This window comes from Curvibacter sp. AEP1-3, from assembly GCF_002163715.1.
Classification (GTDB): Bacteria; Pseudomonadota; Gammaproteobacteria; order Burkholderiales; family Burkholderiaceae_C; genus Allorhodoferax.
In genome coordinates, this window is sequence record NZ_CP015698.1 from 948,327 (window position 1) to 962,306 (window position 13,980).

Consider the following 13,980-nt stretch of genomic DNA (forward strand, 5'->3'; position numbering starts at 1 on the left):
GCCTCTATGGCTCAGGCCCAAAGAAAACGGGGCACTAAGATGCCCCGTTTGATCGCTACTATTTTGATAGCTGTCCGCGCACATCAGATGGGCGCCAGCAGCTTACTTTGCCATTAACAGCCTTCAGACTGCCTTGCTCTGAAAGCGTTTGAGCACGCGTGGCAACACCAACACGGTCAACACCACCAGCAGCAAAAACACCGACATCGGACGCTGCAAGAAGATCATGGCACTGCCTTCACCGATGGACATGGCGTTGCGCAGCTGCGCTTCTGCCAAGGGGCCCAGGATCATGCCCACAATCACCGGCGCGGTCGGGAAGCTGAAGCGGCGCATCACCAGGCCCAACACGCCCACGGCGTATAGCAAGACCAAGTCAAACGCGCTTTGGCGCATGCCGTAGGTGCCCACGGTGGCAAAAATCAGAATGCCGGCGTACAACTGGGCCTTGGGCACTTTGAGCAACTTCACCCACAAACCCACCATGGGCAGGTTCAGCACGAGCAACATGACGTTACCGATGAACAAGGAGGCGATCAGTGCCCATACCAAAGCCGACGAGCTGGTGAACAGTTGCGGACCGGGCTGAATCCCGTAATTCTGGAAAGCACCCAGCAACACAGCCGTGGTGTTGGATACCGGAATACCCAAGGTCAGCAACGGAATCAAGGCGGTGGTCACCGTGGCATTGTTGGCAGCTTCGGGACCAGCAACACCCTCGATAGCGCCCTTGGTGCCGAACTCAGCCAGGTTGTCACCCTTGGCCAGTTTCTTCTCGGCGGCATAGCTCAGGAAGGTCGGAATTTCTGTTCCACCGGCAGGGATGCAACCGAAGGGTGCACCGATAGCGGCCCCCCGCAACCAGGCCGGAATGGAGCGCTTCCAGTCGAGGGCTGTCATAGTGACACGGCTCAACTTGTTTTCCGTCTCAACGACCTTGCCTTCGAACAATACAAAGTGCAACGCCTCCGCCACGGCGAACAGACCCACCGCAACCAGCACGATTTCAATTCCGTCCAGCAACTCCGGCATGTTGCCGGTGTAGCGCGCCTGGCCGGTGATCTGGTCCATGCCGATCAGGCCAATGGCCAAACCGAGGAACAGAGCCGTGAGGCCTCTCAAGGTGCTCTGTCCCAGAACGGCACTCACCGTGGTGAAAGCCAGCAACATCAAGCAGAAGTACTCAGGCGGGCCGAGCTTGACCGCATATTCAGCCACCAAGGGCGCGAACAAGGTCACCACGACAGTCGCAATACTGCCGGCCACAAACGAGCCGATCGCGGCAGTTGCCAATGCAGCACCCGCACGCCCGCTCTTGGCCATCTTGTTGCCCTCCATGGCGGTCACCATACTGGAGGTCTCGCCGGGGGTATTCAGCAAAATCGACGTGGTAGAGCCGCCATACATCGCGCCGTAGTAAATACCGGCGAAGAAGATCATGGAGGCAGTCGCTTCAACCTGAGTGGTAATCGGCAACAGCATAGCTACTGCCGTGGCGGGACCGATGCCAGGCAATACGCCTACTGCGGTACCGAGCGCACAACCTACAAAGGCCCAAAGCAGGTTCACCGGCGTACCCGCCGTCGCAAACCCTTGAAGAAGTTGATTCCAGATTTCCATTAGAGCCATCCACCCTGCGTCAAACCTGGCAAATTGATGGCCAGAAACTTGGTAAACATCCAAAACACCGGCGTCGCGATCAGCAAGCCCACTACGGCGTCGGTCACCCAGGTCCGGTATCCGCCTACGGCCTGCCCTTGTGCCAGGCGCGCGCCTCGCGCGGCAAACACAAAACACAAGGTACAACTGAAGATAAACCCGATGGTGGTGATCAGCGCTGCATTCACGAGCAAGCCGACAGACATCCAGATGAAACCCGGCCAAAAGGCAGGTTGGCTGTCCTCTTCATCGTCCATGTCGAGAAAGCCGCCTCTGCGGACTTCCAGCAACAGGGAGCCCCCACACAAAAACAATGCGATCGAAACAACCCAAGGCAAAAAATCAGGCCCTATACCGGCGTAGCCGGCTTCGGAAGGAATGATCCAAGCGCCTGCCCCCAGCCCGAGGGCCAGGAGCAGAACGCCGAATGCAACGGCAGCTTCCTGCCGCGCTTTCAGCGCTGGGGTCATGACAACATTCCGGACAGGTGCATGATGCCGCGCAAGCTGGCGAAATCGCTATCCACAAAATCGTCGAACGCCTTGCCGGTCAACACCGCTGGCATCCAGCCGTTCTTCTCCAGCGCTTCGGCCCAGCCCTTGCTCTTGGTGACCTTGATGATCATGTCTGTCAATGCAGCGCGTTGCTCAGGAGTGATGCCGGGCGCGCCGTACACACCGCGCCAGTTGCCCAGAACCACGTCGTAGCCCTGCTCACGCATGGTCGGCACATTGATGCCGGTCAAACGCTTCTCGGATGTCACGCCAATCGCGCGCATCTTTCCGGCGGTGATGTATTCGGCAAACTCGCTATAGCCGCTGCCACCCACCGACACGTTGCCACCCAAAATGGCTGCTGTTGCTTCGCCGCCGCCACGGAAGGCAACGTAGTTGACTTTCTTGGGGTCCACGTTGACCTTCGTTGCCAGCATGGACGCGCAGATGTGCTCTGTAGATCCGCGGGAACCGCCGCCCCACTTCACGCTGCCGGGGTCTTTTTGCATCTGGGTGACCACGTCCTTCATGGTCTTGAAGGGGGAATCAGCAGGCACCACGAACACGTTGTATTCGCTGGTCAGGCGGGCAATGGGAGTTGCCTTGTCCAGGGAAATCGCTGGTTTGCCGGTAATGATGCCGCCCAACATCACAGCGCCCATCACCATCAGTGCGTTGGGGTCGCCCTTGGCAGAGTTCACAAATTGCGCCAAACCGATCACGCCGGCAGCGCCACCCTTGTTGTCGTACTGCACGGTTTCAGCCAATTTGGCGTCAATCAGGGCTTTGCCCAAGGCGCGACCTGTACCGTCCCAACCGCCACCGGGGTTGGCTGGAATCATCATTTTCAAGTTGGCACTTGCGCGTGCCGTCATGGGCAAGGCACCGGCTGCGGCCATCACGGCCATGGATTTGAGGAAGGTATCGCGACGCATGGGGAGTCTCCTATGGTTGATTGCAAGCCCTATGATGCGGGCCGTGGCTGTCAATCGGCTGTCCAAAAACCCTAGGGGAAACCCGTAAAACCCGCGCCCCGCTTCGTTCCATGCACCTTCTTTTGATTGAAGACGACCCCGCACTGCACACCACACTGCAGCGCAGTCTGGTGCGCGCACAGATGCAGGTAGACGTTTGCAGCGATGGCTCGGTGGCCCTGCAGCGATGGACTGACCTGCAACCGGATGTGGTGGTGCTGGACCTGAGCCTGCCGGGGGTCGATGGTCTCGATGTACTCAAGCTGGCCCGCCGCAACGGCCTGCGCACGCCGGTGCTCATTCTCACCGCGCGCGGCACCGTGGGGGACAAGGTGCTGGGCCTGAATGCCGGCGCGGATGACTATCTGCCCAAGCCATTTGACCTCGATGAGCTGGAAGCCCGTGTCCGGGCTTTGCACCGTCGCAACGCTGACAACCCGCCCCCCCAAAGCAGCGACCTGCAGGTGGGTGAACTGCGTCTGGATCGGACCAGTGGCGCCATCTACCACCGGCACCAGGTGATGGACCTCACACCCAAAGAGCTGGCTTTGATGGGCGCGCTCATGTCCCGTCCCGGCCATGCCGTGAGCAAAGAACGCCTGTTTGAAGTGGTATTCCCCGGGCAGGCTGATGTGCAGTATGAAGCCATTGAAGTCGTGGTCTACCGTTTGCGTAAAAAGTTGACCGCCACCAGGGTGAGCCTGGTCACCTTGCGCGGGCTGGGCTACCTGCTCAAGGCTGAGTGACATGGCAGCCACCGGCACCACACCGTCGCTGCGCAAAAGCCTGTTGCTGGGCATTCTGATCCCCATCCTGCTTTTTGTGGCGGTTGACACCATCAGCCTCTACCGGCAGGCCCTGTCTGCTGTGAACACGGCCTATGACCGGACCCTGCTCGCATCGGCCAAAGCGATTGGTGAGCTGCTCGACATTGAAGGCCACGGGAGTGATGCACGCCTGCGTGCCCAGGTGCCCTACTCGGCACTGGAAGCCTTTGAAGCTGATAACCGCAGCCGAATGAGTTACCGCGTTTCCAACGCCCAGGGGCAATGGGTGGATGGAGAGCAAGACCTGGCCATCTGGACCGGCAAGATACCTTCGCAAGGCCCCTATGCGGCCTTGGTGGACTTTTATGACGACACTTTCCGCGGCGATGCTGTGCGGGTGGCCGTGTTGTTGCAGCCGGTGGCCAGCGGGCGGGAACGCACCATGGCCATGGTGCAGGTCGCTGAAACGCTGGAACTGCGCCATACACTCGCACGGCAGATCCTCCTGGACACCTTGCAGCGGCAGCTGATCCTCATCACCGTGATCACGGGCGTCGTACTTTTTATGGTGGACCGGGCAACCCGGCCTGTGCGCCAGTTAAGTGAAGAGCTGGAGCAACGCAGCGAAGACGACCTGACGGCCCTTCCCGCAGCAGAGCTACCCCTCGAGATCCAGCCACTGGCCGTGGCCACCAACCATGTCATGCACAAGCTGCAGCATTTGCTGGACCACCAGAAACGCTTTGTGCGCGACGCTGCCCACCAGCTGCGCACGCCGCTGGCTGTGCTGAAGGTGCAAGTGCAATCCGCCTTGCGGGGGGACGTCCCTGCTCGGCAAGGCTTGGAAGAAATAGAAGCCACTGTCGACCGTGCCACCCAGCTGGCCAATCAGATGTTGTCGCTCGCCAAGGTGGAGCAAGTGCGCCAGCAACAGGACTTCGCCGCCATGGATTGGGCCGAACCTGTGCGGGCCATCGCACTCGACCTTTCCGCCTTGATCGCCGAAAAAAACCTGGACTTTGAACTGGTTACCGAGCCCTGTCCGGTCCATGCCCATGAGTGGATGCTCCGGGAAATGGCCAGAAATCTGATCCACAACGCAATCCGACTGACCCCGGAGGGAGGCCGTTTGCACATCCACCTGCAGCAGGAAGACGGCCAGGCCGAATTAACCATCTCGGACAGCGGCCCCGGCATTTCCGAGGCATTGCGAATGCGCCTGTTCCAGCCCTTTGCAGCTGGTAGCGCCCATTCCGGCTCGGGGTTGGGCCTCACCATCACCCGCGAAATGGTGATTGCATTGGGCGGCACCATCCAGCTCAACAACCGGTATTCCGGTACCGCCTGCACAGGTCTGGATGCTTGTGTACGATTGCCCGTCCACCTATCCTGAACAACACCTGCATGCAAAGCACCCGGATCGACAAATGGCTGTGGGCGGCCCGCTTCTTCAAAACCCGTTCACTCGCCACGGATGAAGTCAATCTGGGACGGGTGCAATGGGAAGGTCGGGATGTGAAGCCGGCCAAAGAGGTCAAAGCCGGCGACACCCTCACCATCTGGCAGGGCAAGGTCAAGCGCACGGTCGAAGTACTGCAAATTAGCGAGCAACGCGGGCCGGCACCGGTGGCGCAGTTGATGTATGCCGAAACCCCGGAAAGTATTCAACAACGTCTGGCAGCCGCGGAACAACAGCGCCTGAGTCCGGAGCCCGCGCATACGATTGCAGGCGGACGCCCCACCAAACGGGACCGGCGCGCCCTGCAAACCGGTTGGAACGAGCGCTGGAGCGCCTCGCTGGACTGATACCCCTATTGCAGCCGGCTCACTGCAGGCCGGCGCCGGCAGAAGGGTGAAAGCGGCGATAATCGGGGGTTACTACTGAGGTACCGTGCATCCTGCAGGAGCGCCGCATCCTCAGGGCCCCGCCTTAGAACGAGTTTTGGAAAGCCCTTCTGCATGACCTCCCTCTCCCCCGTGCCCATCTCCCCCGTTGAAGACATCGTTGCCGACATGCGCGCCGGGCGCATGGTCATTCTGGTGGACGAGGAGGACCGTGAAAACGAAGGCGATCTGGTGTTGGCGGCAGACCATGTCACGCCGGAAGCCATCAACTTCATGGCCAAGTTCGGCCGTGGCCTGATTTGCCTGACTCTCACCCGTGAACGCTGTGAACACTTGAAACTGCCTCCCATGGCAGCGCGCAATGGCACGGTGTACAGCACCGCCTTTACTGTGTCGATTGAAGCCGCGGAAGGCGTGACCACCGGTATCTCGGCAGCCGACCGCGCCAAGACCGTGCAGGCAGCCGTAGCCAAAAACGCAGTAGCTACGGACCTGGTGCAACCCGGTCACATTTTCCCTCTGCAGGCGGTGGACGGCGGTGTACTCATGCGCGCCGGCCATACCGAAGCAGGCTGCGATCTGTCCGCCATGGCCGGCTGCAGCCCTGCAGCGGTGATCTGCGAGATCATGAAAGACGACGGCACCATGGCCCGCCTGCCCGACTTGCAGCTGTTCGCTGCAGAGCACGGCCTGAAGATCGGCACGATTGCGGATCTGATTCAGCACCGCAGCCAAATGGAGTCGCTGATCGAACAGGTCGGTACACGCCCCTTGAAAACCGCTTATGGCGAGTTCACTGCCCATGCTTTCAAAGACAGCACCGGCCAGGGCGTTCATTTGGCGTTGGTCAAAGGCGAGTGGACCGCCGAGACCGTAGTGCCGGCCCGCGTTCACGAGCCCCTCTCAGTTCTGGACGCTTTGGAGGTCAACCGCAGCATGCACTCCTGGAGCCTGGATGCGGCACTGGCCCATATTGCCCAAGAAGGCAAAGGTGTCGTGGTCTTGCTCAACTGCGGCGAAAGCGGCGCTCAGCTTCTGGACCAGTTTGAGGGCACGGCCCGCGCTTCCCAGGCACCTGAACGCGGTCGCATGGACCTGCGCACCTACGGTATCGGCGCGCAGATCCTGCTCAAGTGCGGTGTGCAAAAAATGCAATTGATGGGCAGCCCTCGTCGCATGCCAAGCATGACCGGCTACGGACTGGAAATCACCGGCTACATCAGCAAATAATTCGAATCAAGGAACCACCCATGTTTGGCGCAGACAAAGGCACCGCAGCCTCCGACCGTTTGAACGGCAAAAAACTCAACATCGGCATCGTGCAGGCCCGCTTCAATGCGGACATCACCGATGCGCTGGCCAAGGCCTGCAAGACCGAATTGCTGGCCTTGGGAGTGTCTGACAAAGACATCGACCACGTCACCGTACCTGGCGCGCTGGAAGTGCCTGTGGCCTTGCAAGCCATGGCAGAAAAAGGCAAGTACGACGCATTGATCGCACTGGGTTGCATCATCCGCGGCGAGACCTACCACTTCGAACTGGTGGCCAATGAATCCGGCGCCGGTGTGACCCGCATTTCGCTGGACTACCAGTTGCCCGTGGCTAACGCTATCCTGACCACCGAAAACATGGAACAGGCTATTGCCCGCCAGACCGAAAAAGGCCGCGATGCGGCACAAGTCGCTGTCGAAATGGCCAATCTGCTGGAGAGCATCTGATGAGTGATACCCCTAGCAACTCCGCGGCCAAGCGCCCCCCCCGTCAGAGCCGCACCGGCCTGACCGCCACCGGCGCACGCAAGGCCGCCAGCAAGTCCAATCGCACCCGCGCGCGCGAATTTGCGTTGCAAGGTCTTTACCAGAGCCTTGTAGGGCGGAACGCGGTAGACGACATTGATCCCTTCACCCGAGATCTCGCCGGCTTCAGCAAGGCTGACGCTGTGCACTTTGACGCTCTGTTGCATGGCTGTGTAGCTGAAGCAGAAGCCTTGGATGCCCTCATCACCCCGGCGCTGGATCGCCCCATGAGCGAGATTTCGCCCATCGAGCACGCGATCATGTGGATCGGTGCCTACGAGATGAAGCACTGCCTCGACGTGCCTTGGCGCGTGGTGCTGAACGAATGCATCGAACTAGCCAAAGAGTTCGGCGGCACAGACGGCCACAAATACGTCAACGGCGTGTTGAACGGCATTGCACCGCAGCTGCGCGCTATCGAAATTGAAGCAGAACGTAACAAGAAACCCGTCTGATCCGCAGAACTGCCCGCATGCACATTTCCTCACGCGCACAGAACATTGAGCCGTTTTATGTGATGGAAGTTGCCAAGGCAGCTTCTGCCCTAGCCGCACAAGTGGCGCACACCGATGCGCCCATGGTGTTTCTCAATATCGGTGAACCGGACTTCACCGCGCCGCCTCTGGTGCAGGCCGCTGCGGAAAAGGCCATACGGGATGGCGTCACCCAATACACCGCAGCCACCGGCCTGCCCGCATTGCGCGAATGCATCAGCGCTTGGTACGGGAGCCGCATTGGGGTAGACATTGCGGCAGACCGCATTGTGGTAACCGCCGGAGCCTCAGCCGCCTTGCACCTCGCTTGCTTGGCGCTGATCGAGCCCGGCGATGAAGTGCTCATGCCCGACCCCAGTTACCCGTGCAACCGCCACTTCGTGAGCGCTGCAGAGGGCAAGGCCGTGTTGCTGGAAACCAGCGCACAAGAACGCTTTCAGCTCAGCGCCGCCAAAGTAGAGAACGCATGGGGTCCGCGTACCCGTGGCGTGTTGCTGGCTTCCCCCTCTAACCCCACCGGCACGTCCATCCACCCGGACGAGTTGCATAGCATCCATGCCGTGGTGCGGGCCAAAGGCGGCATTACGCTGATCGACGAGATTTACCTGGCCCTCAGCCACGAGGACCAGTTCGGGCACACCGCGCTGGCGATTGATGACCAGATCATCAGCATCAACAGCTTCAGCAAATACTTCAACATGACCGGCTGGCGCCTGGGCTGGATGGTGGTGCCCCCCTCGCTGGCGCCCGTGATCGAACGCCTGGCCCAGAACCTCTTCATCTGCCCCAGCACGATTGCGCAGCATGCAGCACTCGCCTGCTTCGAGCCCGAAAGTATTGCGCTTTACGAGGCCCGCCGCGCTGAATTCAAGGCCCGGCGCGATTACTTCATCCCTGCCCTGCGCGAGCTGGGTTTTGGCGTGCCGGTGGAGCCGGATGGCGCGTTTTACGTGTGGGCCGAATGTTCGGAACTTTGTGCCAAACTGGGGCTCAAGAGCAGCTGGGAGTTCGCGTTTGAAGTAATGAACCGCGCCCACGTCGCAATTACTCCCGGGCGCGATTTCGGCACAGCACAAACGGCACAGTTTGTGCGTTTCTCCACCGCAAGCTCCATGAAACAATTAGAAACAGCCGTGCAGCGTTTGCGTGCGATGCTGTCAACCGTTTAGCAAAAACACCATGAATCAAGACCTTTCCATCCTGCACCTGGTTCTGAACGCAAGCATCGTGGTGCAAGCCGTGATGGCGCTGCTGATGCTGGTCTCCATTGCCAGCTGGGCTGCCATCTTCCGCAAACTGTTTTCGCTCAAACGGGTCAAAGCCCAGAACGAGGCCTTTGAGCGTGAATTCTGGTCCGGCTCCAGCCTGAACGACCTGTTCAACGCCGCCAGCCGCAATGCCCAAACATGTGGACCGATGGAACGCATTTTTGCCAGCGGCATGCGCGAATTCCAGAAGCTGCGTGAGCGCCGTGTGAGTGATGTGGGCACCTTGATGGACGGCGCCCGCCGCGCCATGCGTGCCAGCTTCCAGCGCGAAATGGACGAGGTGGAGAGCAACCTGTCTTTCCTGGCATCGGTCGGTTCTGTGTCGCCCTATGTGGGCTTGTTCGGCACTGTGTGGGGCATCATGCACGCCTTCACCGGATTGGCGTCTTTGCAACAAGTGACGTTGTCTACCGTGGCCCCCGGCATCGCTGAAGCGCTGGTGGCTACGGCCATCGGTCTGTTTGCCGCCATTCCTGCAGTCGTGGCCTACAACCGGTTTGCGCGCGATCTGGACCGCATTGCCATCCAGCAGGAAACCTTCATCGAAGAGTTCTCCAACATCCTGCAGCGCAACGTCAGTGCCCAACCCGCACCCGCGGCCCGCTAAGCAGACCGAGGAAGCAACATGCCAGCAGTCGCAGGTCGTGGACGGGGTCGCCGCACCATCAATGAGATCAACATGGTGCCCTTCATCGATGTGATGTTGGTGCTGCTGATCATCTTCATGGTGACCGCCCCGCTGATCACTCCGAGCATGATCGACCTGCCCAGCGTAGGCAAAGCTGCACGCCAGCCCGATCAGATCATCCAGGTGGTGTTGACCAAGACTGAGGCACTCGAGGTCAAGGTCAAAGAGCAAACCTCCACGGTGCAACTCAAAGACCTGGCTGCCACCGTGAAGCAGGCGCAAGGCGCCAAAGACAGTGTGGCGGCCGCCAACTCTGCCGTGGTCATCAGCGCAGACAAGAACGTGAAATACGAAAGCGTGGTCAAGGTCATGGACACCTTGCAGCGCGCCGGTATCCAACGTGTGGGCCTGTCGGTCCAGTTGGCGAACTGATCAGCCACCTGACTTCCGGATATGCCCGCCGCAGACACCCGCCAGGAATTCGCACCGCCGCACACGCCGGGTATGTTGCGTGCCTTGGTGTTGGCACTGCTCGCCCATGCAGCGCTGGTGGCGGTGTTGGCCATCGGTGTGGCCTGGAAGCGGGAGCTCCCCCCTGCCACTGTAGAAGCTGAATTGTGGTCCGCCATTCCCCAGGAGGCCGCGCCTCCGCCGTTGGAAGAAACACCACCCGAGCCTGAAACTGCGCCTCAGCCCGAAGTCAAGCCCCTGCCTGAGCCGCCCGCACCGCCACCACCCGTGGTCAAGCAAGCAGTGCCTGAGGCCCCGAGCAAAGCCGACATCGCTTTAGCCAAGGAAAAAGAGCGCCTGCTTGAGGAGCAAAAAGCCAAGGAGCTGCAGGCCAAGCAGGAACTGGAGCGCAAGGCACTGGAAAAGCGCCAGCTGGAACAGGCCGCCAAAGAAAAGCTCGACAAAGAGCGCGCCGCGCAAGCCAAACTGAAGGAACAGCAGGAAAAAGACAAACTCGCCAAGGACAAAGCCGCGCGCGAAGCCAAAGAGAAGGCGGACAAAGCTGAGAAAGCCAAGAAGGCGGAAGCTGCGGACAAAGCCAAAGCGGCCGAAGCCGCCAAGCAAAAGGCCGAGAAGGTCGCCAAAGAAGAAGCAAAACGTGCAGAGCAGGAACGCCAGCAGCAGCTCAACCGTCTGACCGGCTTGGCCGGCGCAGCAGGCAGCGGATCGGCCAACTCAACCGGCACTGCAGCCAAGAGTTCGGGGCCGGGAGCGAACTACCTTGGAAAGGTAAGGTCTGCAGTCAAACGAAATATCACTTTTGCAGACACTATCGTAGGCGATCCGACCACCGAGATTGAAGTCTCATTAAGCTCTACCGGGGAAATTTTGACCAAGCGCTTCGTTAAGCGAAGTGGAAATAAAGCTTGGGATGAAGCTGCAGAGAAAGCTCTAGATAAACTGCAAAAAATCCCTTTGGATGAGGGCGGCAAGGTGTGGACACCCTTAGTTATCGTGTTTTCACCGCAAGCACTTTTTGGGCAATGAGCAGCTAAAGACGCTATAAATTTTATAGCTTCTCGCGCATATTCCACATGCGCCAGAGGCATTTTTCACTCGTACCCAAAAGGGAATCAGCCGTTTGTCCGGCGATAGAAAGTGACTGGCTTCTCAGCCGGGGTGGCCGGCGTTGCGGGCCCGCATCCACTGCAGCCGCCTCCGCACCCAGAGCTGGAAGAACTGGTCTGCAACCAACGACGTGCGCCCGCCGGCAAGGGCAAACGCAGCATCAGCAAAGACCACCGGCTACGCCACCCTGCAGGCAACAAGGTCCGCAGTGCATGGACAAAAGCCACGATCACCACCAACGCCACCACCAGGTTTTGCCACAGCATGGCCTCAGGCTCCCAACCACAACGTGGTGCGGTAGGTCACAAAGGCTGCGGCATAAGCCAACGCAAACAGATACGCCGCCATCAGAATCGGGTAGCGCCAGGAGTTGGTCTCACGGCGGACCACAGCCAACGTCGACAAACACTGAGGCGCGAAGACAAACCAAGCCAGCAGCGAGTAGGCCGTAGCCAGTGACCACCCTTGCGCGATCACCGGCGAGAGTGCATCCGCCATCGCGTTGTCAGCGGCTGAGAGCGAATACACCGTACCCAAAGCACCCACGGCCACTTCTCGCGCCGCCATGCCGGGTACCAGCGCAATCGAAATCTGCCAGTTGAAGCCCAAGGGGGAAAACACATGCTGCAAGGCTTGGCCCATCATGCCGGCTGCGCTGTACAAGATGGCCGGCCCCTGCGCTTCGGTCCAGCCTGCGGGAGGTCCCGGATAGGTGGAGAGAAACCAGAGCAAGACCATCAACGCAAAGATGATGCCGCCCACCCGGCGCATGAATATGCGTGCCCGCTCCCACAAGCCCAAGCCCAGGTTGCGCACACTGGGCACGCGATAGGGCGGCAATTCCAGCATCAAGGGTTGGTAGCTGCTCTTCATCCACACCCGCTTGAATACCCAGGCCACCGCCATGGCCGACAGCACGCCGGCGACATACAGGCCGAACAGGGTCAGGCCCCGCAGGTCAAACCAGCCCACTGTGCGCACCGGCACAAATGCGCCAATGAGCAACGCGTACACCGGCAGACGGGCCGAACAGGTCATCAAGGGCGCCACCATGATGGTAGCCAGCCGGTCTTTCCAGTTGGCAATGGTGCGGGTGGCCATGATGCCGGGGATCGCACACGCGAAGCTGGAGAGCAAGGGAATGAAAGCGCGCCCGGAAAGGCCGACCTTGCCCATGACGTTGTCCAGCAAAAATGCGGCCCGAGGCAGGTAGCCAGAGTCTTCCAGCATAAGGATGAAGAAAAACAAAATCAGAATCTGCGGCAGGAACACCAGCACACCGCCTACGCCGGCAATCACACCGTCCACCAGCAGGCTGCGCAAAGGCCCCTCCGGCATTTGTGCCAAGGTCCACTCCCCTGCCACCGCCATCAGTTCCTTGATCGCGTCCATGGGGTAAGCGGCCCAGCTGAACACTGCCTGGAAGATCAAAAAAAGCACTGTTGCCAAAACCATTAATCCCCAGACCGGATGCATGACCACTGCATCCAAGCGGTGCTGAAAGCGACCTCGGCTCTCGTTACCGCTGAGCACCGCGGCCAGAATGCGACGCACGTCCCGTTGCAGCGCCTCCGGCGAGGCTGGCGCAGGCATCCCAAGAGACGGCCGCTGCGTGGACAGATAGGCCTCGAAGCGGGCCTCGAGCAGCTCCACCAATTGCAGATGACCTTTTTGCTGCACTGCGATGGTTTCCACCACCGGGCAACCCAACTCCAGCTCTAGGCGCTGCAAGTCCAGCTTGAGTCCTTGGGCTCGGGCGACGTCGGCCATATTGACAGCGACAACCACCGGGCGGCCCATGCGCAATAGCTCCAGCACCAGGCGAAGGTTCATGCGCAGATTGGTGGCATCGACCACCGCCACAATCACGTCGGGAGCCGCTTCGCCGGGGCGGCGGCCTTCAATGACCTGCAAGGTCACTTCTTCATCGGGAGTGGCGGGGCTCAGGCTGTAGGCACCCGGCAGGTCGACGACAGACAGCGTTTGGCCATTTTTCAGGCGCAGGCTGCCCACCTTGCGCTCCACCGTGACACCGGCGTAGTTGGCCACTTTCTGTCGGGCACCGGTCATCAGGTTGAACAAGGCGGTTTTTCCGCAATTCGGGTTGCCGACCAGGGCAATGGTTTTGTAGGCGATAGCGCTCATGGGGTCAGGTCGCCCTTATTGCAATTCAACCTGGATGCATCGGGCTTCGACCAGCCGTAACGCAAACATGGTTTCGCCGATTTGCACGGCCAGTGGCTCACGACCACCGGGCCCACGCCGCATCAGTTGCAGAGGCTCCCCGGCGATAAAGCCAAGATCGGCCAAGCGGCGCAAAACAGACGCATGGATATCCGCCGTGGCGGCCACCAAGCCTTGAACCACCGCACGCTGGCCGGGGGCCAGATCAGACAAAAACATAGTTGACCTCGGGAGAATCCGGCACACGCCAAAGCGACACCGGCACCAATCTAAATGAGATTGTATTGTATTTC

16 protein-coding genes are annotated in these 13,980 nt (G+C 60.0%); 10 read left to right on the forward strand and 6 right to left on the reverse strand.

Translation table 11 applies throughout. The features are described 5' to 3' along the window. Positions 1–123 precede the first annotated feature (123 nt). Genes AEP_RS04495 through AEP_RS04505 form a run of 3 tightly spaced genes read right to left on the reverse strand, consistent with a single transcriptional unit; the run spans position 124 to position 3,088 of the window. Entirely contained in the window at positions 124–1,620 is a 1,497-nt protein-coding gene (locus AEP_RS04495) for a tripartite tricarboxylate transporter permease (RefSeq protein WP_087494280.1), read from the reverse strand. Continuing rightward, positions 1,620–2,129 carry a tripartite tricarboxylate transporter TctB family protein gene (locus tag AEP_RS04500; protein ID WP_087494281.1) on the reverse strand — a complete coding sequence of 170 codons (510 nt, stop codon included), beginning with the start codon at positions 2,127–2,129 and terminating at the stop codon, positions 1,620–1,622. The genes AEP_RS04495 and AEP_RS04500 overlap by 1 nt, the downstream gene beginning before the upstream one ends. Then, entirely contained in the window at positions 2,126–3,088 is a 963-nt protein-coding gene (locus AEP_RS04505) for a Bug family tripartite tricarboxylate transporter substrate binding protein (RefSeq protein WP_087494282.1), read from the reverse strand. Before AEP_RS04505 ends, AEP_RS04500 begins: the two co-directional genes overlap by 4 nt. A gap of 110 nt (positions 3,089–3,198) precedes the next feature. On the opposite strand from AEP_RS04505, the gene AEP_RS04510 reads away from it, so the two are divergent. The 10 genes from AEP_RS04510 to tolA all read left to right on the forward strand — a co-directional run bounded on the left by AEP_RS04510 (position 3,199) and on the right by tolA (position 11,422). Next, positions 3,199–3,873 carry a response regulator transcription factor gene (locus tag AEP_RS04510; RefSeq protein ID WP_087494283.1) on the forward strand — a complete coding sequence of 225 codons (675 nt, stop codon included), beginning with the start codon at positions 3,199–3,201 and terminating at the stop codon, positions 3,871–3,873. Position 3,874: 1 nt separating this feature from the next. After that, entirely contained in the window at positions 3,875–5,287 is a 1,413-nt protein-coding gene (locus AEP_RS04515) for a sensor histidine kinase (RefSeq protein ID WP_087494284.1), read from the forward strand. 11 nt (positions 5,288–5,298) lie between these two features. Further along, positions 5,299–5,700: an RNA-binding S4 domain-containing protein gene (locus AEP_RS04520; RefSeq protein WP_087494285.1), complete on the forward strand. Its 402-nt coding sequence runs from the start codon at positions 5,299–5,301 to the stop codon at positions 5,698–5,700. A 153-nt stretch (positions 5,701–5,853) separates the two neighbouring features. After that, the gene (ribBA, locus tag AEP_RS04525) at positions 5,854–6,969 is read left to right on the forward strand and encodes a bifunctional 3,4-dihydroxy-2-butanone-4-phosphate synthase/GTP cyclohydrolase II (RefSeq protein WP_087494286.1); all 1,116 of its coding nucleotides are present in this window, start codon (positions 5,854–5,856) and stop codon (positions 6,967–6,969) included. Positions 6,970–6,989: 20 nt separating this feature from the next. Then, positions 6,990–7,457, forward strand: a complete 468-nt coding sequence (ribH, locus tag AEP_RS04530; RefSeq protein WP_087494287.1) for a 6,7-dimethyl-8-ribityllumazine synthase — start codon at positions 6,990–6,992, stop codon at positions 7,455–7,457. Next, positions 7,457–7,990, forward strand: coding sequence for a transcription antitermination factor NusB (gene nusB / locus AEP_RS04535; protein WP_087494288.1), 534 nt, complete (start codon positions 7,457–7,459; stop codon positions 7,988–7,990). The genes ribH and nusB overlap by 1 nt, the downstream gene beginning before the upstream one ends. A 17-nt stretch (positions 7,991–8,007) precedes the next feature. Next, positions 8,008–9,198 (forward strand): pyridoxal phosphate-dependent aminotransferase, encoded by a 1,191-nt coding sequence (locus tag AEP_RS04540; protein WP_087494289.1) that lies wholly within the window; start codon positions 8,008–8,010, stop codon positions 9,196–9,198. Between the two features lie 10 nt (positions 9,199–9,208). Continuing rightward, positions 9,209–9,904, forward strand: a complete 696-nt coding sequence (gene tolQ, locus AEP_RS04545; protein WP_087494290.1) for a protein TolQ — start codon at positions 9,209–9,211, stop codon at positions 9,902–9,904. Between the two features lie 18 nt (positions 9,905–9,922). Then, on the forward strand, positions 9,923–10,357 hold the full coding sequence (locus tag AEP_RS04550; RefSeq protein WP_087494291.1) for a biopolymer transporter ExbD: 435 nt from the start codon (positions 9,923–9,925) through the stop codon (positions 10,355–10,357). 21 nt (positions 10,358–10,378) lie between these two features. Then, positions 10,379–11,422: a cell envelope integrity protein TolA gene (gene tolA, locus AEP_RS04555; protein ID WP_087494292.1), complete on the forward strand. Its 1,044-nt coding sequence runs from the start codon at positions 10,379–10,381 to the stop codon at positions 11,420–11,422. Between the two features lie 86 nt (positions 11,423–11,508). On the opposite strand, the gene AEP_RS04560 is transcribed toward tolA, so the two are convergent. Genes AEP_RS04560 through AEP_RS04570 form a run of 3 tightly spaced genes read right to left on the reverse strand, consistent with a single transcriptional unit; the run spans position 11,509 to position 13,906 of the window. After that, the gene (locus AEP_RS04560) at positions 11,509–11,769 is read right to left on the reverse strand and encodes a DUF6587 family protein (protein WP_087494293.1); all 261 of its coding nucleotides are present in this window, start codon (positions 11,767–11,769) and stop codon (positions 11,509–11,511) included. A gap of 4 nt (positions 11,770–11,773) precedes the next feature. Next, positions 11,774–13,648: a ferrous iron transporter B gene (feoB, locus tag AEP_RS04565; RefSeq protein WP_087494294.1), complete on the reverse strand. Its 1,875-nt coding sequence runs from the start codon at positions 13,646–13,648 to the stop codon at positions 11,774–11,776. Between the two features lie 15 nt (positions 13,649–13,663). Then, a complete protein-coding gene (locus AEP_RS04570; RefSeq protein WP_087494295.1) occupies positions 13,664–13,906 on the reverse strand; it encodes a FeoA family protein in 243 nt (80 codons plus the stop codon). Between the last annotated feature and the right edge of the window lie 74 nt (positions 13,907–13,980).

Excerpts from the sequence above, each read along its gene's own strand:
- AEP_RS04520 (WP_087494285.1), top strand. The coding sequence starts at position 5,299 with ATGCAAAGCACCCGGATCGACAAATGGCTGTGGGCGGCCCGCTTCTTC.
- ribH (WP_087494287.1), top strand. The coding sequence starts at position 6,990 with ATGTTTGGCGCAGACAAAGGCACCGCAGCCTCCGACCGTTTGAACGGC.
- nusB (WP_087494288.1), top strand. The coding sequence starts at position 7,457 with ATGAGTGATACCCCTAGCAACTCCGCGGCCAAGCGCCCCCCCCGTCAG.
- AEP_RS04515 (WP_087494284.1), top strand. The coding sequence starts at position 3,875 with ATGGCAGCCACCGGCACCACACCGTCGCTGCGCAAAAGCCTGTTGCTG.
- AEP_RS04500 (WP_087494281.1), bottom strand. The coding sequence starts at position 2,129 with ATGACCCCAGCGCTGAAAGCGCGGCAGGAAGCTGCCGTTGCATTCGGC.
- AEP_RS04560 (WP_087494293.1), bottom strand. The coding sequence starts at position 11,769 with ATGCTGTGGCAAAACCTGGTGGTGGCGTTGGTGGTGATCGTGGCTTTT.
- AEP_RS04550 (WP_087494291.1), top strand. The coding sequence starts at position 9,923 with ATGCCAGCAGTCGCAGGTCGTGGACGGGGTCGCCGCACCATCAATGAG.
- tolA (WP_087494292.1), top strand. The coding sequence starts at position 10,379 with ATGCCCGCCGCAGACACCCGCCAGGAATTCGCACCGCCGCACACGCCG.
- AEP_RS04570 (WP_087494295.1), bottom strand. The coding sequence starts at position 13,906 with ATGTTTTTGTCTGATCTGGCCCCCGGCCAGCGTGCGGTGGTTCAAGGC.
- feoB (WP_087494294.1), bottom strand. The coding sequence starts at position 13,648 with ATGAGCGCTATCGCCTACAAAACCATTGCCCTGGTCGGCAACCCGAAT.
- AEP_RS04495 (WP_087494280.1), bottom strand. The coding sequence starts at position 1,620 with ATGGAAATCTGGAATCAACTTCTTCAAGGGTTTGCGACGGCGGGTACG.
- AEP_RS04540 (WP_087494289.1), top strand. The coding sequence starts at position 8,008 with ATGCACATTTCCTCACGCGCACAGAACATTGAGCCGTTTTATGTGATG.
- AEP_RS04510 (WP_087494283.1), top strand. The coding sequence starts at position 3,199 with ATGCACCTTCTTTTGATTGAAGACGACCCCGCACTGCACACCACACTG.
- ribBA (WP_087494286.1), top strand. The coding sequence starts at position 5,854 with ATGACCTCCCTCTCCCCCGTGCCCATCTCCCCCGTTGAAGACATCGTT.
- AEP_RS04505 (WP_087494282.1), bottom strand. The coding sequence starts at position 3,088 with ATGCGTCGCGATACCTTCCTCAAATCCATGGCCGTGATGGCCGCAGCC.
- tolQ (WP_087494290.1), top strand. The coding sequence starts at position 9,209 with ATGAATCAAGACCTTTCCATCCTGCACCTGGTTCTGAACGCAAGCATC.